Below are 22,010 nucleotides of genomic sequence, written 5' to 3' on the forward strand. Positions count from 1 at the left end.
ATCAGCCGACGCGGCGCAGCGCGGCCATGAACATCGCGTCCGTCCCGTGCCGGTGAGGCCAGAGCTGGGCCCACGGCCCGGTACCGAGACCATCGATCGGCTCCACGCAGATCCCGGCCAGCACCTCCTGCACGTCGAGCGTCTCCACGTCCGCCCGCCGCCCCGCCTCGCGGACCACCGACACCGTCTCCGACAGGTGCGGCGAACACGTGGCGTACAGCACCACCCCGCCCGGCCGGACCAGATCCAACGCCGAGTCGAGGAGCGCGCGCTGCAGCGACACGAGCTCGGGAACGTCCGCCGCGGTCTTGCGCCAGCGCGCCTCGGGACGACGACGCAGGGCCCCCAGTCCCGAACACGGTGCGTCCAGGAGCACGCGATCGAAGCCCGGCTCGAGCCCCGGTTTCCGACCGTCGGCGGTGTGCACCGTGACCGGGAGATCCTTGGTCGCCTCACGCACCAGAGCGGCACGGTGCTCGGACACCTCCACCGCGGTGAGTGAGGCGCCTTCGATCTCCGCCAGCGCCCCGAGTAGGACGGCTTTACCGCCCGGGCCCGCGCACAGGTCCAGCCAACGCCCGCCGTCCTCGCCGAGGACCGGCAGCCCGGCAGCGGCCAGCGCGACGAGCTGGCTCCCCTCGTCCTGTACCGCGGCCATGCCCTCGCGGACGGCGTCGAGGGATCCCGGATCCCCGGAATCCAGGTGCACGGCGTACGGAGACAGCCGCCCTTCCCGTCCGCCTGTCACCAGTGCCAGTTCCTCGCCGGTGATCGCACCCGGGCGCGCGGCCAGATGAACCCTGGGCCTCGCGTCGTCCGCCGCCAACAGTTCGGGAAGCTCGCCTGCCGCGGAACCGAGTGACTCGGCGAAGGCCCGGGCGATCCACTCCGGGTGCGCCGTGCCGATCGCCATCCGGGCGATCGGATCCGCCACCGCCTCCCGGAGGGCGTCGATCCACTCCTCGGTCGTGCGCGCCGCGATCTTGCGCAGAACCGCGTTGACGAATCCGCCCGCGCGGCCCAGACCTTCGGTCCGCGCGGCTTCCACGGTGGTGTCGACCGCCGCGTGGGCACCGATTCGGGTGAACAGCAGCTGGTACGCACCGAGCCGGACCAGGTCCAACACGGGAGGGTCGATCTCGTCGACGGAACGTGACGCCGCGAGTGCGATGATGCGGTCGAGTAGGCCCTGCGCACGCAGGGTTCCGTAGGTGAGCTCCGTCGCGAGGGCGGAGTCCCTCGCGTCCAGCCGGGCCCGGCGCAGTTCGGCCGGGAGGGCGAGGTTCGCGTACGCGGAGCGTTCCCGCACGGCGGTCATGACCGCCAGCGCGACCGCCCGGGCGTCGGGGCGGGGCGCCTGCGGCTGCGGACGCTTGTTCTGGCCCGGACCCTGCGGCCCCCGCCGACCGTGCGCGCTGTCCCGTCGAGTTCCCTGACCACCGGCGCCGCCGCGTGGACGCTGTCCTGAGCCCTTGCCGCGGCCCCGAGGCGACTGTCCCCGGCCGCGTGAATCGTCGGCGCTCATTCGAACACCGTCCCGGACTCGAGCCGTGCACCGCGCGCCCAGTCCAGCGCGTCCATCATCTTTTTACCCGGAGGCTGCACCTTCTCGATGAGAATCGGGGCCGACGCTGTCCCCACGAGGAACGCTCGCTTGCCCCACCGGATACGTCCCGGTGCGAGCGAGGATTCGAGCCCCAGGGCCTCGATCTCGGTCTGATCGGCCGGGCGCGCGACCCCGATCTTGACGCGCTCACCCCCCATGGTCGTCCACGCGCCCGGAGCCGGGGTCACGGAGCGGATATGACGATCCACCGCGATGGCCGGATCCGTCCACCGCACGCGGGCGTCAGCGACGGTGATCTTCCCCGCGTAGGACACGCCGTCCTGCGGTTGCGGCTCGGCGCGCAACCGCCCGGCCTCGATTCCGTCGAGGGTGGCCAACAACAACCCGGAGCCCGCATCGGCCAATCGGCCCAGGAGCTCCCCCGCCGTGTCGCGCGGCCGGATGGTCTCGGTCATGGTCCCCAGCACCGGCCCGGTGTCCATGCCCTCGTCGAGTCGGAAGGTCGTGGCACCGGTGACCTCATCCCCGGCCGCGATCGCGGCGTTCACGGGGGCAGCGCCCCGCCAGGCCGGCAGTAGGGAGAAATGGAGGTTGATCCACCCATGCGTGGGGATCTCGAGCACCGGCCGGGGCACGAGGTGGCCGTAGGCGACCACAGGTGCCGCATCCGGAGCCAGTTCTCGGAGACGCTCACCGAACTCGGGGTCGCGGGCACTGGGAGGTGTCAGGACCTCGATGCCCGCGGCATCCGCCGCCGCAGCGACGGGGCTGCGGGAAAGACCCCGTCCCCGCCCAGTCCTGGCGTCCGGCCGGGAAACAACCGCCACCACTTCGTGTGCATCGCTGTCCAACAGCGCCCTGAGCGAGGGGACCGCCACCTCCGGCGTCCCGGCAAAGACGAGCCGCATGATTATCTCGCCCCCGTCGTCTCGGACAGTTGATCATGGACAACGCCCGCGCTGATCCCGGCACTGCCGAACCAGGAGGACGAGCGGATCTGTGCCATGGCCGACCTCCTCTGCTCGGGAGCGAGGCGCTGGAGGAACAGGATCCCGTCGAGGTGATCGGTCTCGTGTTGGACGGCCCTCGCGAGGATGCCGTCGGCCTCGAAGCTCACCGGCCGGCCATGGAGGTCCCGGCCTCGCGCTCGCACGCGGGCGAATCGCTCCGTCGGCTCGGACACCCCGGGGATCGACAGGCACCCCTCGTTCACGTGGGTCCTGTCGTCACCGATCGGCTCCCACTCCGGGTTGACGAGATGTCCTTCCCGGCCTCCACAGCTGTAGACGAACACCCGGATGGACAACCCGATCTGTGGGGCCGCCAGCCCGGCGCCGTCCTCGTGGCGGACGGTGTCCATCAGGTCCGTCACCGCCCGTTCCAACCTGTCATCGAAGGACGTGACCGGGTCGGTCGGAGTCCGGAGTACCGGGTCGCCGAAGAGCCGGACGGGAAGGACGGGCATGCGTATCTGGTCTCCTCGCGAGCACTGGTGGTGGTGACGGTCCATTCTAGGGGTAATCCCGCCGACCGAACGAGCGCCGGTACGGTCAACCGATGTGGACCGGGTCCAGCCGCACACGGACCGGCTCTGAACTGCGCCTGCCGGATCGACCGACCACGAACGCCCGCACCTCCGTGACGACCACGGGGAGGTCGGCGGGAGGGATCCGTAGCAGTAGTCGTTCCGGATCCTCGATCTGCTCCTGACCCGGAAGCTCCTCACCCTCAGGGAGGTCCACCGGGCCCAGTACCTCGACACGATCGATGAGCCGGAAGCCATCGAGGAACTCGGAAAGCGCGGTGGCCGGGCCGTCGACGGCGATCATGTGCACCGCCGGCGGGAACCCCACCTCGGCCCGGTCCGCCAGCTCACGCTCCGCCCAGGCCTGCGGAGCCCATCTCACCAGCGCCTGCGACACCGGCGATTCGGAATCCGCCGACAGAAAGACCCGGCCACCTTCCTCGGCGGGGCGGACCAGGCCCGCCGCGCCGATCCAGAGCCTCAGTGCCTTCTGGACCGCACGCAGGTCAGGCCTGCCGAGCAGGGCCCACGAGTCGAGTAGTAGCGCGGCCCCGTACCCACCCTCGGCGACCGGTTCAGCCCCCGGGGTCGACACGATGATCGCAGGGGCGGCGGGGACGGAATCGAGGGTCTCTCCTCCCCTGCTCGTCCGCACCCTCACCCCCGGAAACATCCGTCCGAGTTCCTCGGCGGTCCTTCCGGCGCCGACCACGCCGGCACGAAGTGCCCTGGACCCGCACGCGACGCACCGGAATCCGGTCTCCGGTGCGCCACACCAACCACACGCGAGATCCACCGGCCCGTAGACCTCGTCCATGCGGCCGGCCCTGACGGGGCCGTTGCACCGTCGGCACCGCGCGGGCGCACGACATGAACCGCACAGCAGGGTGGGAATGTATCCCTTACGCGGAACCTGGACCAGCACCGGCGCATCCACGTCGATCGCCTCCCGCGCCATGGTGAGCGCGACGGCCGGCAACCTGGTGCGACCCCCGGCCACGTCCCTCGCCTGGATCGGATCGGCATCGGTCACCGCGGTGACGCGCGGAGCGAGTTCCCTGATGAGACCCGTCCGCGGACGTACCTCGTGGGCCCAGCCCGACCGGACGTACTCCGCGACCTCCGGCGTCCGGTCGACAGAACTGAACATGAGCGGGGTCTCGTCGAGAAGTGAACGCTGAACCGCCACCTCACGCGTATGCGGATACGGCGCCCGCGGTTCGACGAAGGAATCGTCGCCGTCATCGTGCAGGACGATCAGACCGAGTTCCGGAAGCGGGGCGAACACCGCGCTCCGGGTGCCCACGACGATTCGCGCATGCCCCCGGGTCGCCCTCAGCCAGCGCCGGTAGCGCGCGGAAGGGCCGACACCCGCGGACAGGTCCGCGACGAGATCCCGGCCGGCCGCTCCTCCCCCCACGGCCGCCCGACACGCCTCCGTGAGACGGTCGACATCCCGCTGGTCCGGAACGATCAGCAGAACCTGCAGGCCCCTGCGTCTGACCGAGTCCGCCAGTGACGCCAGAGCCGTGGCCCAATCCCGGCCGGGCGGGGCCGTCCATACCGCTCGCGCGGGGATCCCGGCGGTGGCGGCTTCGAGGAATCTGGTGACCATCGGGTGGTCGTCCCAGCCTTCGGGGAGCTCGACCGGGCCCGTGGTCACCCCGAGCGGCTCGAGGGGCTCCGGCACGGACTTCTCCGCGGCGGCGTGTCGAGGAGGGACCGCCAACCGGATGACATCCGAACGCATGCCCATCCACCGGCGCGCGACCGCCTCCACCAACCCGAACAACGCGGGCGTGAGCACAGCCTCCGGCGAGACGACGCGCTCCAACCACGCCAACTCGCCCCGATGCTCCGACTCCTCCGACCGCGCGATGACGAATCCATCGACCAACCGACCGGCGAAGCGAACCCTTACACGCGTGCCCGGCAGGGCCTGCCCCGTCAGGGACTCGGGCACCAGATAGTCGAACTCGCGGTCCAGATGCGGCACCCCGAGCAGAGGCAGGACCCGGGCCACCGGGGCGTCAGCCGCCGGGGCCCGGGTCGCTGGCCGTGTGGTCGTCACGTACGGGATCCTCGCATCCCGTTACGACAGACGAGAGGTCGAGTCAGAGTCCTGCGGCCTTACGCAGCTCGTCGACACGATCGGTCCGCTCCCAGGGGAGGTCGATATCGGTACGGCCGAAGTGCCCGTAGGCAGCCGTGGGTGCGTAGATCGGCCGCTTGAGGTCCAGATCCCGGATGATCGCACCCGGACGGAGATCGAACACCTCGGACACGGCCTGCTGGAGCGTGTCCAGGGAGACCTTCTCGGTCCCGAACGCCTCGACGAACAGGCCGACCGGAGCGGCCTTGCCGATCGCGTACGCGACCTGTACCTCGACACGCTCGGCCAGCTCGGCGGCGACGATGTTCTTGGCGACCCAACGCATGGCGTACGCAGCCGACCGGTCCACCTTGGACGGATCCTTGCCCGAGAACGCGCCGCCCCCGTGGCGGGCCATTCCGCCGTAGGTGTCGACGATGATCTTGCGGCCGGTCAGGCCGGCGTCACCCATCGGCCCGCCCAGGACGAACCGGCCGGTCGGGTTCACCAGGAGCCGGTAATCGCTCTGGTCGATCGCCAGGGCGGCTTCCTCTGCCAGTACGGGCTTGATCACATGCTCGGTCAGGTCGTCGCGAAGCGTGGTCTCCAGATCGATCCCGTCCGCATGTTGGGTCGAGATCACGATCGTGTCGAGCCGGACCGCCTTGTCGCCGTCATACTCGACGGTGACCTGGGTCTTGCCGTCCGGACGCAGGTAGGCCAGAGTGCTGCTCTTGCGAACCTCCGTCAGGCGGCGCGACAGTCGATGCGCGAGCGCGATCGGCAGCGGCATCAGCTCAGGGGTATCCGAGCAGGCGTAACCGAACATCAGACCCTGGTCACCGGCGCCCTGACGCGCGATCTCGTCCTCGACGGACTCCACCGAGGTGCGGGCCTCGTGTGAGGTATCCACTCCCATCGCGATCTCGGGCGACTGTTGTCCGATCGAGATCGAGACACCACAGGAGATGCCGTCGAAACCCTTGTCGGACGAGTCGTAGCCGATCTCGACGATCTTGTCGCGAATCAGCTGGGGGATCTCGACGTACCCGGTGGTCTTGACCTCGCCGGCCACATGGACCTGGCCGGTGGTGACCATCGTCTCCACGGCCACCCGGGCCGCCGGATCCTGCTCCAGCATCGCGTCCAGAATCGCGTCTGAGATCGCGTCACAGATCTTGTCCGGGTGCCCCTCGGTCACGGACTCGCTGGTGAACAGCCGACGTGCCTGCGTCACAGTGATTCTCTCTTCCATCGTCGGATCGCGTGCGGTCGTCGCCGACCGCGTGAGAACAGACTAGTCGGTGCGTCCCACGTCACTGCGCGCGGTCCGTCAGCGGGACCGTTCCACCACCGCGTCGAGGATGCGCCCGGCGAGGACGTCCTTGCTCGCGCGGTCGACGAGTATCTCCCCGCCGTCGGAATCGAGAATCCAACCCCCGTTGTGGTCTCTGCCGAATGTGGTGTTCCGACCGACCTCGTTGACGACGAGGAGGTCGCACCCCTTTCGCGCCAGTTTCGCCCGACCGTGCTCGAGGACGGACCCGGACGCGTCACCGGTCTCCGCGGCGAAACCGACGAGCAGACACGAGGTGGGCACCTCGCCGCGGCCGCGCGCGGCGACGAGATCAGCGAGGATATCGGGGTTGCGCTCGAGTCGGATCTCGGCCGGTTCCGCGCCGGTCCCCTTCTTCAATTTCGATTCCGACACGTGACTGGGCCGGAAATCGGCCACAGCGGCCGCCTTGATCACGACGTCGGCCGTGGCTGCCGCGCGCAGCGTCTCTTCGCGGAGCTCGCGGGCCGATTCGATCCGCACCTCGGTGACCGCGGGCGGTGTCGGGAGGTCCGCGGAGGTCACCAGTGTCACCTCGGCGCCCCGGGCGACCGCGAGTGCCGCCAGCGCATGTCCCTGTTTTCCGGAACTGCGATTGCCGAGGAATCGAACCGGGTCGATCTCCTCACGCGTCCCGCCGGAGGTGACGACGATGTGTTTTCCGGCCAGGTCCCAGGGAAGCGAACCGCCGTCGAGAAGCAACCGCGCCAGTCGGGCGATGTCGGCCGGCTCGGGCAGCCGCCCCGCGCCGGTATCCGCTCCCGTGAGTCGGCCGCGGGCCGGGGGCATCACGTGGAGTCCGTCTCCGCGCAGGGTCTCGACGTTCCGCTGCGTCGCCGGGTGCTCCCACATCTCGGTGTGCATCGCCGGAGCGAGCAACACCGGGCACCTCGCGGTCAACAAGGTGGAGGTGAGCAGATCATCAGCGCGGCCGGACGCCGCACGGGCCATCAGGTCCGCCGTCGCAGGGGCGATGACGACCAGATCGGCCTTCTGCCCCAGGGCGACGTGCCGGACGGAGGGAACATCCGAGAACACACCGGTGGACACCGGGTTCCCGGACAGTGCCTCGAAGGTGGCGGCCCCGACGAAGTTCAGGGCCGCCTCTGTGGGGACGACGTCGACGTGGCAACCGGACTCGGTGAGGAGCCTGATGAGGCCACAGGACTTATAGGCGGCGATCCCGCCTCCGACGCCGACGACGACACGCATCGCGCGTCTGTCGTCCCCCTCGGGGGTCACTCGCCCTCGGCGCAGTCGAGAAGGTCGGAGTGGAGTTCGCGCAGGGCGATGGTCAGGGGCTTCTCGTGGAGACCGGGATCGACGAGCGGTCCGACGTACTCGAGGATCCCCTCTTCGATCTGGTTGTAGTACGAGTTGATCTGCCGAGCGCGCTTCGCGGCGAAGATCACGAGTGCGTACTTGGAGGACGCCCGCTCGAGAAGCTCATCGATCGGGGGGTTGGTGATGCCGATCGGGGTGTCGTACAGCGGGGTGGCCGCTGCGGCTTCGGTGGTGGCCACTATGGGTTCTCCTCTGGGTACAAGCCTGGGTGATGCGGGAAGTTTCGGCCGTGGCCCGGGCCACACTGACGTGGTGCCCGGGCGACGGCACTAGCCGACCAGCAATGATACCAATTGATCGACTGCGGTCTCGAGTTCGTCGTTGACGACGACCTCGTCGAACTCGCCGCGAGCGTCCATTTCGACCTTCGCGGTCTCGAGGCGGCGCGCCACGACCTCGTTCGGCTCCGTGCCGCGACCGCGAAGCCGCTGCTCGAGTTCCTCCCAGGACGGCGGGGCCAGGAAGACCGTTCGCCCCTCCGGGATCGACTCGCGGATCTGGCGGACGCCTTCGAGGTCGACCTCGATGAGAACCGGCCGTCCCGCCTCCAGTGCCTCGTGGACCGGTTCGGCGGGGGTGCCGGACAACTGGAGTCCTCGATGGATCTCCGCCCACTCCAGCATGCGGCCCTCGGCAACGGCGTCCCGGAACTCGTCCGTCGACACGAAGAAGTAGTCGTGCCCGTGGACCTCACCGGGGCGCGGGGCCCGGGTGGTCATCGAGACGCTGAAGTAGAGATCCGAGACGCGCTCGCGAAGGCGGGCTACAACGGTTGACTTGCCGACAGCGGAGGGGCCGGCCAAGACGATCAGCCGGCCCCTCATCGCCGTCGTCTCCGGGTTGTTCGCCCCGGGCGACGGTGTGTTCATGCGTCGATCAGTCGACCGTGAAGTCGAACCGCTCGAGCAGCGCGCGGCGCTGGCGGTCACCGAGACCACGCAGGCGACGCGTGGGCGCGATCTCCAGCTCGGTCATGATCTCCTGAGCCTTGACCTTGCCGACCTTGGGCAGAGCCTCGAGCAGCGCCGAGACCTTCATCTTGCCGAGGATCTCATCGGTCTCAGCGTCCTTGAGCACCTGCTTGAGGTCGGTGCCGCCGCGCTTCAGGCGCTCCTTGAGCTCAGCCCGGGCACGACGGGCCGCAGCCGCCTTCTCCAGAGCAGCAGCGCGCTGCTCATCGGTCAACTGGGGAAGGGCCACAATTCCTCCGTCTCGTTCGTGTGTGTCTCATGACTCACGCGGATGTCCAAGGTAGGACACCAGCGTCTGGTGTGCGGTGACCGTCCCCGGCGCGTCCGCGGGCTGCGGATCGTTCCGGAAGCGGGCGCTCCCTCGTGCTCACCGTACCCGGGCGGTACCGCCTCCCTGACGGAGCCGGCGACCGCATCGGGCCTGATGACCTCAGCAACAGTACGCGGCCGGTTGGCCGTGCACCCGCACGGGGTCCCGTGTGGAACCCTGCCTGACATGCGGTTTGACGTTTTGAGGTTAGAGGCAGACTAGCCCTGCGTGCTCGTGGATGCGACTCGAAACGCCTGAAAATTGCAGTCGATGATCTCCTCGACGCCCCGGCGGTCGTTACCGCTGTGAGAGGTGGGTACCGAGAGGAAAACGGTGCTCAGGGGGCGTCGGCAAAGCTGAACTGCCCCGAGAGATCCGTGACGACAGCGCGCATCGCGCCGACGTCGGGGCCCGCCCGCAGGACGTGCCGGGAGACGTTCACCAGGGTGGCGGGCAGTGCCGGGCCGGCGATTCGTCGCACGTCCGCGAGTGTGCCGCCCTGCTCCCCCACCCCCGGCATGAGAACCGGGCCGCGGAGCCGCTCGAGGACGGGCGGGTCCGCGACGGTCGCACCCACGACGACGCCGAACGAACCCACTTCATCCGGGAACGCACCGGTGTTCCGACGCCCGATCTCGTCGACCACCGACTGCGCGACGGTGCCGTCCGTCCCCACCGCACCCTGGAGCCCGCCGGCCTCCGGATTGGACGTACGTGCCAGCACGAACAGCCCGCGCCCGGTCGAGGCCGCGGCGTCGAACGCGGCATCCAACGACCCCACGCCGAGATAGGGCGACACGGTGAGCGCGTCACACGCGAGCGGTGATCCGTCGGCGAGCCACGCCCGGGCGTATCCCGCCATGGTGGACCCGATGTCGCCACGCTTGGCGTCGGCGACGGAGAGGGCTCCCGCGGTAGTGATCGAGGAGAGCACCTCCTCGAGCACGGCGATACCAGCGGAACCGTGCTCCTCGAAGAACGCCACCTGGGGCTTGATCGCGGGGACGAGGTCGCCGAATGCCTCCAGCGCGCGTCGGGAGAACTCGGCGACGCCGGCCGGGCCCACCCCCAACCCCCAGGCCTCGAGCAGCGCCGGGTGCGGATCGATGCCCACGCACAGGTTCCCGCGGTCGGCGACTGCGGACCGGAGGCGAGCACCGAACGAGGCCCGGGGGTCGGTTTCGGTCATCGCGTGGCGAACCACGAGTGCAGCTGCTGCAACGGGCTGACCGCCACGTCGCCCTGACGCATCGCCTCGATGCCGTGCACTGCGGCGGTGGCACCCTGAACGGTGGTGACGCACGGGACCCGGCGTGAGATCGCAGCGGAACGGATCTCGTAACCGTCCGCGCGCGTGCCGCCCGTCGACGAGGCGATGTTCAGGATCAGGTCGACCTCGTCCGCGTTGATCCGATCGACGATGGTCCGAACCGGCCCACCGTCGGCGTCGACCGGTCCCGCGCCCGACTCGGTGAGCTTCGCGACGGTCTCGCACGCGATCCCGTATCGGCGGAGCATCAGAGCCGTGCCCTCGGTGGCCAGGACGGTGAACCCGAGAGCCGCGAGGCGCTGGGCCGGGAACACCATCGAACGCTTGTCGCGGTTGGCGACGGAGACGAAGACCGTGCCCGACGTCGGCAGGACGCCCTCCGCGGAAAGCTGGCCCTTGGCGAAGGCCACGGCGAAGTCCGGGCCGATTCCCATGACCTCGCCGGTGGACTTCATCTCAGGACTGAGGAGGGAGTCCACGGTGTCCCCCTCCGGGGTGCGGAAACGGTTGAACGGCAGAACCGCTTCCTTGACCGCGACAGGGGCGTCGGAGGGCAGCGAGCCACCGTCGCGGTCCGCGGGCAGCAGACCTTCCGCACGCAGGTCGGCGATCGACTCGCCCATCATGATGCGCGCGCACGCCTTGGCCAGGTGGACACCCGTCGCCTTCGACACGAACGGCACCGTGCGGCTGGCGCGCGGGTTCGCCTCGAGGACATACAGGATGTCGTCCTTGATCGCGTACTGGACGTTCATCAGACCCTTGACGCCGATTCCGAAGGCGAGTGCCTCGCTCGAGCGGCGAACCCGGTCGATGTCGTCCTGACCCAGGGTGATGGGCGGGAGCGCACACGCGGAGTCGCCGGAGTGGATCCCGGCCTCCTCGATGTGCTCCATGACGCCCCCCAGGTAGACCTCGGTGCCGTCGCACAGCACGTCGACGTCGATCTCCACCGCGTCATCGAGGAAGCGGTCGACCAGGACCGGACGGTCCGGGCTGATCTCGGTGGCGCGATCGATGTAGGACCGGAGCGAGTCCTCGTCGTACACGATCTCCATCCCACGTCCCCCGAGGACGTACGAGGGACGGACGAGCACCGGATAGCCGATGTTCCCGGCGATCTCGGTGGCCTCGTCGGCGTTGATGGCGGTGCCGAAGGCGGGCGCCGGCAGGCCGGCCTTGACGAGCACCTCGCCGAATTCACGGCGGTCCTCGGCGAGGTCGATGGCGGACGGGCTGGTCCCGACGATCGGAACGCCCGCGTCCTCGAGTTGCGCGGCGAGACCCAGAGGCGTCTGGCCGCCGAGCTGGACGAGCACGCCGGCCACGGTCCCGGACTCCGACTCAGCGTGGTAGACCTCCATGACGTCCTCGAACGTCAGCGGCTCGAAGTACAGACGGTCGGCCGTGTCGTAGTCGGTGGAGACGGTCTCCGGGTTGCAGTTGACCATGACCGTCTCGTAGCCGGCCTCGGAGAGTGTGAGCGCGGCGTGGACACACGAGTAGTCGAACTCGATGCCCTGGCCGATCCGGTTGGGGCCGGAGCCCAGGATGATGACCTTCTCGCGCTCGGTCTGCGGGGCCACCTCGGACTCGGCCGCCGGGTCCAGTTCGTAGGTCGAATAGTGGTACGGCGTCTTCGCCTCGAATTCGGCCGCACAGGTGTCGACCGTCTTGTAGACCGGTCGGACCCCGAGCCGGTGACGCAGCCGCTGAACCCCCTCGGCGCCGGCGAACTCAGGACGGAGCGCCGCGATCTGGGCATCGGAGAGGCCGTTGTGCTTGGCCCTGCGCAGAAGGCTCTCATCGACGACCGGGGCGTCGACGATCTCGCGGCGGAGGGCGACGAGCTCCTCGACCTCGTACAGGAACCACGGGTCGATCGACGAGGCCTCGTAAACCTGCTCGACCGTGGCACCCAGGCGCAGCGCGAGCTCGACGTCGTACATGCGGCCCTCGGTCGGGCGACGCAGGTCGTCGAGAACAGCCGCCACGTCCGTGGACCGACCCGGGGCGATCGCTTCGTCGGTCAGGGTCCAGAATCCGGCGGCCTTGGTCTCGAGCGAGCGCATGACCTTCCCCAGCGCCTCGCGGTAGTTGCGTCCCAGGCTCATGGCCTCGCCGACCGACTTCATCGTGGTGGTCAGCGTGTCGTCGGCTCCGGGGAACTTCTCGAACGCGAAGCGCGGTGCTTTCACCACGACGTAGTCGAGGGTGGGCTCGAAGCTCGCAGGAGTCTCGCCCGTGATGTCGTTGGTGATCTCATCCAGCGAGTAGCCGATGGCGAGGCGCGCCGCGATCTTCGCGATGGGGAATCCCGTGGCCTTGGAGGCCAGTGCCGACGAGCGGGACACACGCGGATTCATCTCGATCACCACGAGACGGCCGTCCACCGGGTTGATCGCGAACTGGATGTTGCACCCGCCGGTGTCCACGCCGACGGCGCGGAGGATGTCGATACCGATGTCCCGCATGTTCTGGAACTCGCGGTCGGTGAGCGTCATCGACGGCGCGACGGTCACCGAGTCACCGGTGTGGACGCCCAGCGCGTCCACGTTCTCGATCGAGCAGATCACGACGACGTTGTCCTTGTTGTCGCGCATGAGCTCGAGCTCGAACTCCTTCCACCCGAGGATCGACTCCTCGATGAGGACGTTCGCGGTCGGCGAGGCGGCGAGGCCGCCGCCGGCGATCCGCTCGAGGTCGTCCATGGTGTACGCGAGGCCCGAACCGAGGCCGCCCATGGTGAAGGACGGACGCACGACGACCGGCAGTCCGAGCTCGGCGACGGTCGCGTGCACCTCCTCCATGGTGTGACAGACCGCGCTGCGGGCGGACTCCCCACCGACACCGGCGACGATGTCCTTGAACATCTGACGGTCCTCGCCCCGGTTGATGGCCGGGATGTCGGCGCCGATGAGCTCGACGTCGTGTTTGGCGAGGATCCCCTGCGCGTCGAGCTGCATCGCGGCGTTGAGGGCCGTCTGACCGCCGAGCGTCGCCAGGACGGCGTCGACGGGGTGTCCCTCGGATGCTTCCTTGGTGAAGATCTTGTCGATGTACTCGGGAGTGATCGGCTCGACGTACGTGGCGTCGGCGAACTCCGGGTCGGTCATGATCGTGGCCGGGTTCGAGTTGACCAGCGTGACCCGCAGGCCCTCGGAGCGCAGGACACGGCAGGCCTGCGTGCCCGAGTAGTCGAACTCGCACGCCTGCCCGATGACGATCGGGCCGGAGCCGATGACGAGGACGTGGTTGATGTCTGTGCGGCGGGGCATCAGAGGGCGCCCTTTCTGGTGTCTGCGGAACCGGCGTCGGACGAACCGAGCAGGTCGACGAAGCGGTCGAAGAGGTTGGCGGCGTCACGCGGGCCGGCCGCGGCCTCGGGGTGGTACTGGACGGAGAACGCGCTGCCGTCTGCGAGCGCGACGCCCTCGACGGTCCCGTCGTTGGCGCAGATGTGGGTGACCTTCGCCGACCCCCACGGCGTCTGCCAGGTCTCGGACTCGGGTGCACGGAGCGCGAAACCATGGTTCTGCGAGGTGATCGCCACGTTGCCGGTGGCTTTCTCGATCACCGGGATGTTGGTTCCCCGGTGGCCGAAGCGCATCTTGTAGGTCTCCAGGCCCAGTGCGCGGCCGAGGATCTGGTTACCGAAGCAGATGCCGAAGAACGGGATGCCCTGGCTCAGGACCTCTTTGGTCAGGTGCACCGCGGCGTCGGCGGTCGCGGGGTCGCCGGGGCCGTTCGACAGGAACACGCCGTCGACGTCCAGGTCGAGCACATCCGCCAGCGTCGACGAGGCGGGGATGACATGGACCCGCACACCGCGCTCGGCGAGCATCCGCGGGGTGTTGGACTTGATTCCCAGATCCAGCGCGGCAACCGAGTAGCGTGCCTCGCCCTCGGCCGGCTCCACTACATACGCGTTCTCCGTGGTGACCTCGTCAGAGAGGGACGCCCCGGCCATGGATTCCTGCGCACGCACGGTCGCGACCATCGACTCGTCATCGGCCAGGTCCTCACCCGAGAAGATGCCGGCCTTCATGGCGCCCCGGTCGCGGATGTGTCGTACGACCGCGCGGGTGTCGATGTCGGCGACGCCGATGATCTCCTGGGCGATCATCTCGTCCTCGAGGGTGCGCTCCGCGCGGAAGTTCGAGGCGCGTCGCGATAGATCGCGGACGACCAGGCCGGACACCCAGATCCGACCGCCTCGGTCCTCGCCGTCGAGGAGCGACTCGCCGTCCTCGTCGTTCCAGCCGGTGTTACCGATCTGGGGTGCGGTCGTCACGACGATCTGCCGGCAGTACGACGGGTCCGTCATCGTCTCCTGGTAGCCGGACATCGCCGTGGTGAAGACAGCCTCGCCGAGCGTGGTGCCGCGAGCGCCGAAGGCGGTGCCGCGATGGATGCGACCGTCCTCGAGGACGAGCGCGGCGGGCTCGCGTGCTCCTGGCTTCGCGGGCGTGTTGTTCTGCGATGTCACTGCTTCTCCTCGGTGGTGGAGGTCGGGGTGTCGGTCCGGTCGGAGGGCGCGGCGTCACCGCGGAGCGCCTCCCAGCGCGGATAGCTGTCTTTGTCGTCGGCCCGGAATCCCGAGTCGATGACCGTGCGTCCTCCTGGTGCGGTGACCTGCCACCGGGCGGCGAGGATGCCTCCGCCGGGGACGGTCTTGTTCGCCAGCGCGGAGGTCCGGCGCACGCCGATCAGGTCGGCGCGGGGAATCCACACCACGTCGGTGGCGAGTTCGAGGAGAAGCCCGTCGGTGTATGCCGTGAGGGTCGCGGCCGAACGGTGCCCGAGCGGTGGGCGCGCGATCCTGGCCTGCCAGTCCCCGGCCACCGTGCTGCCGACGTAGACGCCGGTCAGCGGTCCCAGCACCACGGCGCCGGGATGGGCGGGGGGCTGCGGTAGCGAGTCGAACAGGCCCGCCTGTGACCGGCTGCGGTTGCGCCATCCCAGCGTCATCAGGCCGATCAGGAGGAGCAGCAGGACGATCATCACGAGCGCTGTCCAGAAGTCCTGGTTCATGCGAGTACCTTCCCGTCGCGGCTGGTCATGCGCCCGTGGTAGACGGTGCCCACCACCCTCGCCGCGAATGTCATCCCCTCGTAGGGGGTATTGGCGGACAGGCTGGCGAGGTCCTCGCCGATCACCGTCCAGGAGGAATCGGGGTCGACGACGGCGAGGTTTGCGGGCTCCCCCACCTCGATCGGTCGCCCCTGGTCGGTCAGACCGGCGATCTCGGCGGGCCGGACGCTCATGACGCGGGCGAGATCACGCCAGGTCATGTCGCCGGTGTCGATCAGAAGTGCGGCGACGATCGGGAGCGCGGTCTCGAGGCCCAGCATTCCCGGGCGGGCCGCGGCGAACTCACAGCACTTCTCCTGGGCTGCGTGGGGTGCGTGATCGGTCGCGACGCAGTCGATGACCCCGGAAACCAGCGCCTCGCGGAGCGCGCGGGCATCGTGTGCCTCGCGAAGCGGGGGGTTGACCCGGTAGACGCCGTCGTAGGTCTCCAGTCGCGAGTCGTCCAGCAGTAGATGATGGGGGGTGACCTCGGCGGTGATCGAGATGCCCTGGGATTTCGCCCACGCGAGCAGTTCCACAGTCCCGGTCGTCGACGCGTGACAGATGTGCACGCGCGCGCCGGCGTCCCGCGCCAGGATCGCGTCACGGGCGACGATGGACTCCTCGGCGGACCGGGGCCATCCGGTGAGACCGAGGCGTGCCGCGGTCGGACCCTCATGTGCGACGGCGCCACGGGTGAGCCGCGGCTCCTCGGCATGCTGGGCTATGAGGACACCGAGCCCGGCCGAATACTCGAGGGCCCGACGCATCACCAGCGGGTCGTATACGCACATGCCGTCGTCCGAGAAGATCTTGACCTTCGCCGCACCGTCGGCCATCTGCCCCATCTCTGTGAGCTGCTCGCCCTTGAGTCCGACGGTGACCGCTCCGACGGGATGGACGTCGCACAACCCGACCTCGCGCCCGATCCGCCACACGGAGTCGGTGACCGTCTGGTTGTCCTGGGGTGGCTGCGTGTTGGCCATCGCGAAGACGGCGGTGTAGCCGCCCAGTGCTGCGGCGGTGGATCCCGAGGCGATGGTCTCGGTGTCCTCGCGGCCCGGCTCGCGCAGGTGCGTGTGCAGATCGACGAAACCCGGGAGGAGGACCGCGCCGTCGAGATCGTGGACTTCCGCGTCGGCGGGGGCCCCCTCGCCGGCGCCGGGCCCGAGCGCCGCGATGCGCCCGTCCCGGATGAGGACGTCTACGGGGTCCCCTTCGCCGTAGGGACGGACCCGACGCAGCAGCAGGATCGGGGGTTCGGGGACGGTCACTCGGTGGTTCCTTCCGTTCCGACGAGAGTGTGGAGGAGAACAGACATGCGGAGGTGGACGCCGTTGGTCACCTGCTGGAGGATCGCCGAGGACGGGGCATCAGCCACGTCGAAGCCGATCTCCATTCCCCGGACCATCGGCCCGGGGTGCAGGACCACGACATCCTCGCCCAGGCGAGCGGCGCGAGCGGGTCCCAGTCCGTAGCGCACCGCGTACTCGCGGGCGGACGGGAAGAATCCGCCGTTCATCCGCTCGGCCTGGACCCGGAGCATCATCACCGCGTCCGCGCCGGCGAGTTCGGCGTCCAGATCGGTGGACGCGCGGACGGGCCAGCCGTCCACGCCCACGGGCAGCAGGGTCGGCGGGGCGACGAGGACCACCTCGGCGCCAAGGGTCGACAGGAGCAGTGCGTTGGAGCGGGCCACGCGTGAGTGCAGGATGTCCCCGACGATCACGACCCGACGACCGTCGATGCCCCCCAGCCGCTCCCGGAGCGTCATCGCATCGAGGAGAGCCTGGGTCGGATGCTCGTGCATCCCGTCACCGGCGTTGATCACCGACGGCCCGACGCCGCCCGGAGACACCCATCGTGCGATCTGCGTGGACGATCCGGAGGCCGGGTGCCGCACGATCAGTGCGTCGGCGCCGATCGCCGTGAGGGTCAGGGCGGTATCGCGCAGTGATTCGCCCTTCTGCACGGAGGAGGCACTCGCCGACACGTTGATGACGTCGGCGCTCATCCACTTGCCCGCGGTCTCGAACGAGACGCGGGTCCGGGTGGAGTTCTCGTAGAACACCGTGAGCACGGTCTTGCCGCGCAGGGTCGGAAGCTTGCGGACCTCGCGGCCGAGGAGCGTCTCTTTGAGCCTGCCGGCTTCGTCGAGGATCGACAGCGCAGTGTCCCGGTCGAGCTCGGCGGCGGAGAGCAGGTGCTTCATCGGTTTTCCTCCGGGACGGGGCGCCGGAGTACCACCGCGTCGGCCCCGTCGATCTCGCTCAGCTGCACCGACACGCCCTCATCCCGCGACGTGGGGACGTTCTTGCCTACGTAGTCCGCCCGGATGGGTAGTTCGCGGTGGCCCCGATCGACCAGCACGGCCAGCTGGACGCGGGCGGGGCGGCCGAGATCCCGCAGCGCGTCGAATGCCGCGCGGATCGTCCGCCCGGAGAACAGGACATCGTCGACGAGGATGACCGTCGCGCCATCGATGCCCTCGGCGGGAACCCTGGTCGGGTTCATCGGCCTGTGCGGACCGCCGGCCAGGTCGTCGCGGTACAACGTGACGTCGATCGATCCCGCATGGACGGCGACTCCGCTGAACTCGCGGATTCGATCCGCCAGCCGGGCGGCAAGTGGGACGCCGCGCGTGGGAATGCCGAGCAGAACGACGGAGCCCGCGTCCGGGGAGTCCGCGGCGGTACGTTCAATGATCTGATGGGCCAGGCGGGACACCGTCCTGGCCACGTCTTCGGACGTGAAGAGTGACACCGAGTTCGCGTTCGTATCCGAACCTTCAGCGCTCACCGATCACCACCTCCTTGTCCGCCTCACTGGACGGCTCGTTAAAGGGATAGTTTTCGATACCGAACTCTATCAGTCCGCGGTCCCCGCTCCGGGTTCTGTGGAAGTGGCCTCCGACACGTCCTCCGACACGTCGGGATCCGCTTCCGCAGTATCCTCTGCCGACTCTGCCGACCCGACCGACTCGGACGCCGACGCCGACGCCGCACCCGACGATGACCCCAGCACCGAGACCGCCTGCTCGGCAGCCCGGATGTGCTCGGCGAGGCCGGCGATCCGGTCCAGGACGGCATTGACGTACGGCACCGACTTCTCAGCCGACAGATCCGACACGAGCAGAACCGACTGATCGATCACGATGGCCGATTCGACCTGCTCGGTCCCGAACAGCAGCTCCCATGCGCCTGCACGGAGCACGGCACGGTCCACCGCGGGCAGACGCTCGAGCGTCCACTCACGTAGGTGCTCGGAGATCATCGAATCGAGCCGGTCCAGGCGCTCGGCGACGCCTGCCACGATCTCCATGGTGAATGGTGCGACATCGTGGAACTCCTGGGAGTCCTCGCCCATCCGGCGACGCTCCTCAGCGAGTTCGACGACATCGGCATCGCGCAGCTCCGCCTCGAACAGGAGCGAGACGGCACGCCTGCGCGCCCGGTACCGGGACCCCCGGCTCCGGTGATCGACCTCTTCCGCCATGATCAGTCGTTCACCCGGCTGAGGTAGTGGCCGTCACGGGTGTCGATGCGCAGCTTGTCGCCGGTGTTGATGAACAGCGGAACCTGGACCTCGGCACCGGTCTCGAGGGTCGCCGGCTTGGTGCCGCCGGTCGACCTGTCACCCTGCAGGCCCGGATCGGTGTGCTGGACGACCAGGTCGACCGCGACCGGCATCTCGGCGAACAGCGGCAGGCCCTCGTGCATCGAGACCTGGACGCTGGTGTTCTCGAGCAGGAAGCGCGCGCCGTCCCCCATCACGACCGGCGAGACGTTGATCTGGTCGAAGTCCTGCTCGTCCATGAGGACGTAGTCCTCACCATCGCGGTACAGAAAAGTCATGTCCCGGCGGTCGACGGTGGCGGTCTCCACCTTCACGCCGGCGCTGAACGTCTTGTCGATGTTCTTGCCGGAGACCACGTTCTTCATCTTGGTCCGCACGAACGCCGGGCCCTTGCCGGGCTTGACGTGCTGGAACTCGACGATCTGCCACAGCTGGCCCTCCTCTTTGAGGACGAGACCGTTCTTGAAGTCGGCGGTGGACGCCATGGTGGGTACTCCTTCGAAAGTCGTCCGCGGGCGGCCGGGAGAGCTGCCTCGCGGATAGTCGTGGATCTGGCCCTCAGAGAACGCTGAAGGCCTTCGAGGTAGTCGTCAGGGACCTGCCGCCACCGCCGCTGACGGCCACGGTGTCCTCGATTCGGATCCCGCCGAGGTCCGGAAGGTAGATTCCGGGCTCGATGGTGATCACATCGCCGTCGGACAGTGTACTCGTGGACCTGCTGGACACAGCGGGCGCTTCATGCACGTCCAACCCCACACCGTGCCCCAGGGAGTGACCGAAGTAACCGCCGTAGCCCGCGGAGTCGATGATGCCGCGGCTGACCGCGTCCAGATCCGAGCAGGCGATCCCCGGCCGGACGGCCGCCACACCGGCGAGTTGCGCCTCCAGTACGACGGCATAGGCGTCGACGAGTCGGCCCGGTGCCTGTCCCAATGCCACGGTCCTCGTGCAGTCAGACGAATATCCCCCGACCATCGCGCCGAAGTCGATCACCACGAGTTCGCCGTCGGCGAGCAGACGGTCTCCGGGGACATGGTGCGGGTGCGCGCCGTTGGGGCCACTCGCCACGATCGTCTCGAACGCGACGCCGTCGGAACCCGCGCGGCGCATGGCGTGCTCGAGGTCGGCCGCCACGTCGCGTTCGCTCCGACCGGCTGCGATCGCGCCGCTGGTCAGCAGGTGCGTCCAGGCGTCATCAACGACACCACAGGCTCGTTCGATGAGGGCGACCTCGGAGTCGTCCTTTCGCCGACGGACCTGCTCGACCACGCCACTGGTCTCGATCACCCCGGTGTCGGGGGCGCCGACGTCCGCCATCGCCCGCCGCAGCGCGGAAGCCGCCGTCAGGGTCAGCTCGTCCGCCTCCACCGCGAGCGGTGCATCAGCCGGGCCCCGGCGACGGCCGAGCACACCGCTCACGTACTCGCGCGAGATCACGTGTCCGACATCCGGGGCCTGTTCCACGACCTGCAGTTCGTACCGCGAATCCGTGCACAGCACCGCCCCCCCGTCGGTCTCGACCAGGACCGCCCCGCCCGAACCTCGGAAACCGGTCAGATAGGCGATGTTGCGTGGATCGGTGACCAACAGAGCGGTGGCACCGGTGTCCACCAGTGCTGCTCCGACCGCCTCCCTCCGGTCCACGAACCGCCCGGTCACAGCAGGATCCCCCCGCCGCTCGGCTTCCGGCCCTCTGAAATGGCGGCGTAGGCGGCGGTCATCAGCGTGGGGTCCGGTGCCTCCATACGTGAGGGCCGCGCCAGCCCGTCGAGAACGACCAGTCGGAGGAAGCCGGAGTGGTTCTTCTTGTCTCCGGCCATCAGTTCGAGAAGGCGCGGGAACGCGTCCTCGTCATAGCCGGTCGGCAGACCGATCGAGGACAGGATCGACCTGTGGCGATCCGCCGTCGCATCGTCCAGCCGCCCGGCCAGTCGGGCCAGTTCGGCCACGAAGCACATCCCGACGCTGATCGCGCCACCGTGCCGCCACCGGTACTGCTCGCGCCGCTCCACGGCATGGCCCAGGGTGTGCCCGTAGTTGAGGATCTCGCGGAGCCCGGATTCCTTCAGATCCTGGCCGACTACGTCCGCCTTGACCTGGACGCTGCGGCGGATGAGGTCGACGATGATCTCGCCGCCCGGGTCTAGTGCGGCCTCGGGGTCCGCCTCGATGAGATCGAGGATCTCGGGGTCCGCGATGAAGCCGCACTTGACGACCTCGGCCATTCCCGAGATCAACTCGTTGCGCGGAACGGTCTCCAACGTCGCGGTGTCGATGAAGACCGCAGCCGGCTCGTGGAAGCTGCCCACGAGGTTCTTCCCGGCGTCGGTGTTGATGCCGGTCTTTCCTCCGACAGCCGCGTCCACCATCGCCAGGAGCGTGGTGGGGATGTGGATGACGCGCACGCCCCGCATCCAGGTGGCGGCGACGAACCCGGCGAGATCGGTGGCTGCGCCGCCGCCCAGGCTGACGATGGTGTCCTTCCGGTTCACCCCGATCTGCCCCAGCACGTCCCAACAGAACCCCGCCACGGCGAGATCCTTGCCCGCCTCGGCGTCGGGGATCTCGATGCGGTGTGCGTTGACGCCCGCCTCCTCGAGCTTCTCGCGGACCGCCTCGGCGGTCTGTGCCAGCGGGGGCTGGTAGAAGATCGCGACCGTCCGAGACGCGGAACAGGCCTCGATGATCTCGGGGAGCAGGCCACGCCCGATGACGACCGGGTACGGGGACTCCGAACGCACCTCCACGACTACGGGCTCGTTGGTGTTCGATTCGTGGTTCATCTGCAGCTCCCGCTCGTCGCTTGTCGCCGTCTCCGGCTCGTCTCAAGGTGAATATGTGGGCCCCGGCGGTCCCGGGCCGTCGCCCTCCGGACAGTTCGCCGACCCGGCCCGTTCCCGATGCTCCACCCGGGCCCCACGCCCAGGCTAGGGGGAATGGCCGGGC

Annotated in this window: 20 protein-coding genes; all 20 read right to left on the reverse strand. The window is 69.0% G+C overall.

From position 1 onward, the window contains the following. Position 1 precedes the first annotated feature (1 nt). Entirely contained in the window at positions 2 to 1,525 is a 1,524-nt protein-coding gene (locus ACWIFB_RS12795) for an RsmB/NOP family class I SAM-dependent RNA methyltransferase (protein ID WP_452098910.1), read from the reverse strand. After that, positions 1,522 to 2,475: a methionyl-tRNA formyltransferase gene (gene fmt / locus ACWIFB_RS12800; RefSeq protein ID WP_452098911.1), complete on the reverse strand. Its 954-nt coding sequence runs from the start codon at positions 2,473 to 2,475 to the stop codon at positions 1,522 to 1,524. Before fmt ends, ACWIFB_RS12795 begins: the two co-directional genes overlap by 4 nt. 2 nt (positions 2,476 to 2,477) lie before the next feature. Then, on the reverse strand, positions 2,478 to 3,032 hold the full coding sequence (def, locus tag ACWIFB_RS12805) for a peptide deformylase (protein WP_452098912.1): 555 nt from the start codon (positions 3,030 to 3,032) through the stop codon (positions 2,478 to 2,480). Between the two features lie 85 nt (positions 3,033 to 3,117). Beyond that, the gene (locus tag ACWIFB_RS12810) at positions 3,118 to 5,163 is read right to left on the reverse strand and encodes a primosomal protein N' (RefSeq protein ID WP_454058434.1); all 2,046 of its coding nucleotides are present in this window, start codon (positions 5,161 to 5,163) and stop codon (positions 3,118 to 3,120) included. 43 nt (positions 5,164 to 5,206) lie between these two features. Beyond that, positions 5,207 to 6,421 carry a methionine adenosyltransferase gene (gene metK, locus ACWIFB_RS12815; protein WP_454058435.1) on the reverse strand — a complete coding sequence of 405 codons (1,215 nt, stop codon included), beginning with the start codon at positions 6,419 to 6,421 and terminating at the stop codon, positions 5,207 to 5,209. Between the two features lie 96 nt (positions 6,422 to 6,517). Further along, complete coding sequence (coaBC, locus tag ACWIFB_RS12820) at positions 6,518 to 7,732, reverse strand: bifunctional phosphopantothenoylcysteine decarboxylase/phosphopantothenate--cysteine ligase CoaBC (RefSeq protein WP_454058436.1); 1,215 nt, start codon at positions 7,730 to 7,732, stop codon at positions 6,518 to 6,520. Between the two features lie 26 nt (positions 7,733 to 7,758). Next, positions 7,759 to 8,043: a DNA-directed RNA polymerase subunit omega gene (gene rpoZ / locus ACWIFB_RS12825; protein WP_061228655.1), complete on the reverse strand. Its 285-nt coding sequence runs from the start codon at positions 8,041 to 8,043 to the stop codon at positions 7,759 to 7,761. 90 nt (positions 8,044 to 8,133) lie between these two features. Continuing rightward, complete coding sequence (gene gmk, locus ACWIFB_RS12830) at positions 8,134 to 8,733, reverse strand: guanylate kinase (RefSeq protein WP_230928880.1); 600 nt, start codon at positions 8,731 to 8,733, stop codon at positions 8,134 to 8,136. A 7-nt stretch (positions 8,734 to 8,740) separates the two neighbouring features. Next, entirely contained in the window at positions 8,741 to 9,064 is a 324-nt protein-coding gene (gene mihF / locus ACWIFB_RS12835; protein WP_182633042.1) for an integration host factor, actinobacterial type, read from the reverse strand. A gap of 418 nt (positions 9,065 to 9,482) precedes the next feature. After that, positions 9,483 to 10,334: an orotidine-5'-phosphate decarboxylase gene (pyrF, locus tag ACWIFB_RS12840; RefSeq protein ID WP_454058437.1), complete on the reverse strand. Its 852-nt coding sequence runs from the start codon at positions 10,332 to 10,334 to the stop codon at positions 9,483 to 9,485. After that, complete coding sequence (carB, locus tag ACWIFB_RS12845; protein WP_454058438.1) at positions 10,331 to 13,693, reverse strand: carbamoyl-phosphate synthase large subunit; 3,363 nt, start codon at positions 13,691 to 13,693, stop codon at positions 10,331 to 10,333. The genes pyrF and carB overlap by 4 nt, the downstream gene beginning before the upstream one ends. Continuing rightward, positions 13,693 to 14,904, reverse strand: coding sequence for a glutamine-hydrolyzing carbamoyl-phosphate synthase small subunit (gene carA / locus ACWIFB_RS12850; RefSeq protein WP_454058439.1), 1,212 nt, complete (start codon positions 14,902 to 14,904; stop codon positions 13,693 to 13,695). The genes carB and carA overlap by 1 nt, the downstream gene beginning before the upstream one ends. Further along, a complete protein-coding gene (locus ACWIFB_RS12855; RefSeq protein ID WP_454058440.1) occupies positions 14,901 to 15,449 on the reverse strand; it encodes a PH-like domain-containing protein in 549 nt (182 codons plus the stop codon). Before ACWIFB_RS12855 ends, carA begins: the two co-directional genes overlap by 4 nt. Beyond that, positions 15,446 to 16,762, reverse strand: coding sequence for a dihydroorotase (locus ACWIFB_RS12860; RefSeq protein ID WP_454058441.1), 1,317 nt, complete (start codon positions 16,760 to 16,762; stop codon positions 15,446 to 15,448). The genes ACWIFB_RS12855 and ACWIFB_RS12860 overlap by 4 nt, the downstream gene beginning before the upstream one ends. Continuing rightward, positions 16,759 to 17,700, reverse strand: a complete 942-nt coding sequence (locus tag ACWIFB_RS12865) for an aspartate carbamoyltransferase catalytic subunit (RefSeq protein ID WP_454058442.1) — start codon at positions 17,698 to 17,700, stop codon at positions 16,759 to 16,761. Before ACWIFB_RS12865 ends, ACWIFB_RS12860 begins: the two co-directional genes overlap by 4 nt. After that, entirely contained in the window at positions 17,697 to 18,287 is a 591-nt protein-coding gene (gene pyrR / locus ACWIFB_RS12870) for a bifunctional pyr operon transcriptional regulator/uracil phosphoribosyltransferase PyrR (protein WP_344991164.1), read from the reverse strand. The genes ACWIFB_RS12865 and pyrR overlap by 4 nt, the downstream gene beginning before the upstream one ends. A 69-nt stretch (positions 18,288 to 18,356) precedes the next feature. After that, a complete protein-coding gene (gene nusB, locus ACWIFB_RS12875; protein ID WP_454058443.1) occupies positions 18,357 to 18,983 on the reverse strand; it encodes a transcription antitermination factor NusB in 627 nt (208 codons plus the stop codon). Positions 18,984 to 18,985: 2 nt separating this feature from the next. Next, the gene (gene efp, locus ACWIFB_RS12880) at positions 18,986 to 19,549 is read right to left on the reverse strand and encodes an elongation factor P (RefSeq protein ID WP_454058444.1); all 564 of its coding nucleotides are present in this window, start codon (positions 19,547 to 19,549) and stop codon (positions 18,986 to 18,988) included. Positions 19,550 to 19,622: 73 nt separating this feature from the next. Further along, a complete protein-coding gene (locus tag ACWIFB_RS12885; RefSeq protein WP_454058445.1) occupies positions 19,623 to 20,723 on the reverse strand; it encodes a M24 family metallopeptidase in 1,101 nt (366 codons plus the stop codon). Then, positions 20,720 to 21,847, reverse strand: coding sequence for a 3-dehydroquinate synthase (gene aroB / locus ACWIFB_RS12890; RefSeq protein WP_452098926.1), 1,128 nt, complete (start codon positions 21,845 to 21,847; stop codon positions 20,720 to 20,722). Before aroB ends, ACWIFB_RS12885 begins: the two co-directional genes overlap by 4 nt. Positions 21,848 to 22,010: the final 163 nt, after the last annotated feature.

The sequence above is a fragment of the Dietzia sp. NPDC055340 genome (assembly GCF_053645335.1).

What these genes read in the sequence shown, in the direction of transcription:
- coaBC (WP_454058436.1), bottom strand. Translation starts at nt 7,732, where the DNA reads ATGCGTGTCGTCGTCGGCGTCGGAGGCGGGATCGCCGCCTATAAGTCC.
- ACWIFB_RS12855 (WP_454058440.1), bottom strand. Translation starts at nt 15,449, where the DNA reads ATGAACCAGGACTTCTGGACAGCGCTCGTGATGATCGTCCTGCTGCTC.
- efp (WP_454058444.1), bottom strand. Translation starts at nt 19,549, where the DNA reads ATGGCGTCCACCGCCGACTTCAAGAACGGTCTCGTCCTCAAAGAGGAG.
- ACWIFB_RS12795 (WP_452098910.1), bottom strand. Translation starts at nt 1,525, where the DNA reads ATGAGCGCCGACGATTCACGCGGCCGGGGACAGTCGCCTCGGGGCCGC.
- ACWIFB_RS12865 (WP_454058442.1), bottom strand. Translation starts at nt 17,700, where the DNA reads ATGAAGCACCTGCTCTCCGCCGCCGAGCTCGACCGGGACACTGCGCTG.
- fmt (WP_452098911.1), bottom strand. Translation starts at nt 2,475, where the DNA reads ATGCGGCTCGTCTTTGCCGGGACGCCGGAGGTGGCGGTCCCCTCGCTC.
- aroB (WP_452098926.1), bottom strand. Translation starts at nt 21,847, where the DNA reads ATGAACCACGAATCGAACACCAACGAGCCCGTAGTCGTGGAGGTGCGT.
- carB (WP_454058438.1), bottom strand. Translation starts at nt 13,693, where the DNA reads ATGCCCCGCCGCACAGACATCAACCACGTCCTCGTCATCGGCTCCGGC.
- gmk (WP_230928880.1), bottom strand. Translation starts at nt 8,733, where the DNA reads ATGAACACACCGTCGCCCGGGGCGAACAACCCGGAGACGACGGCGATG.
- pyrF (WP_454058437.1), bottom strand. Translation starts at nt 10,334, where the DNA reads ATGACCGAAACCGACCCCCGGGCCTCGTTCGGTGCTCGCCTCCGGTCC.
- def (WP_452098912.1), bottom strand. Translation starts at nt 3,032, where the DNA reads ATGCCCGTCCTTCCCGTCCGGCTCTTCGGCGACCCGGTACTCCGGACT.
- nusB (WP_454058443.1), bottom strand. Translation starts at nt 18,983, where the DNA reads ATGGCGGAAGAGGTCGATCACCGGAGCCGGGGGTCCCGGTACCGGGCG.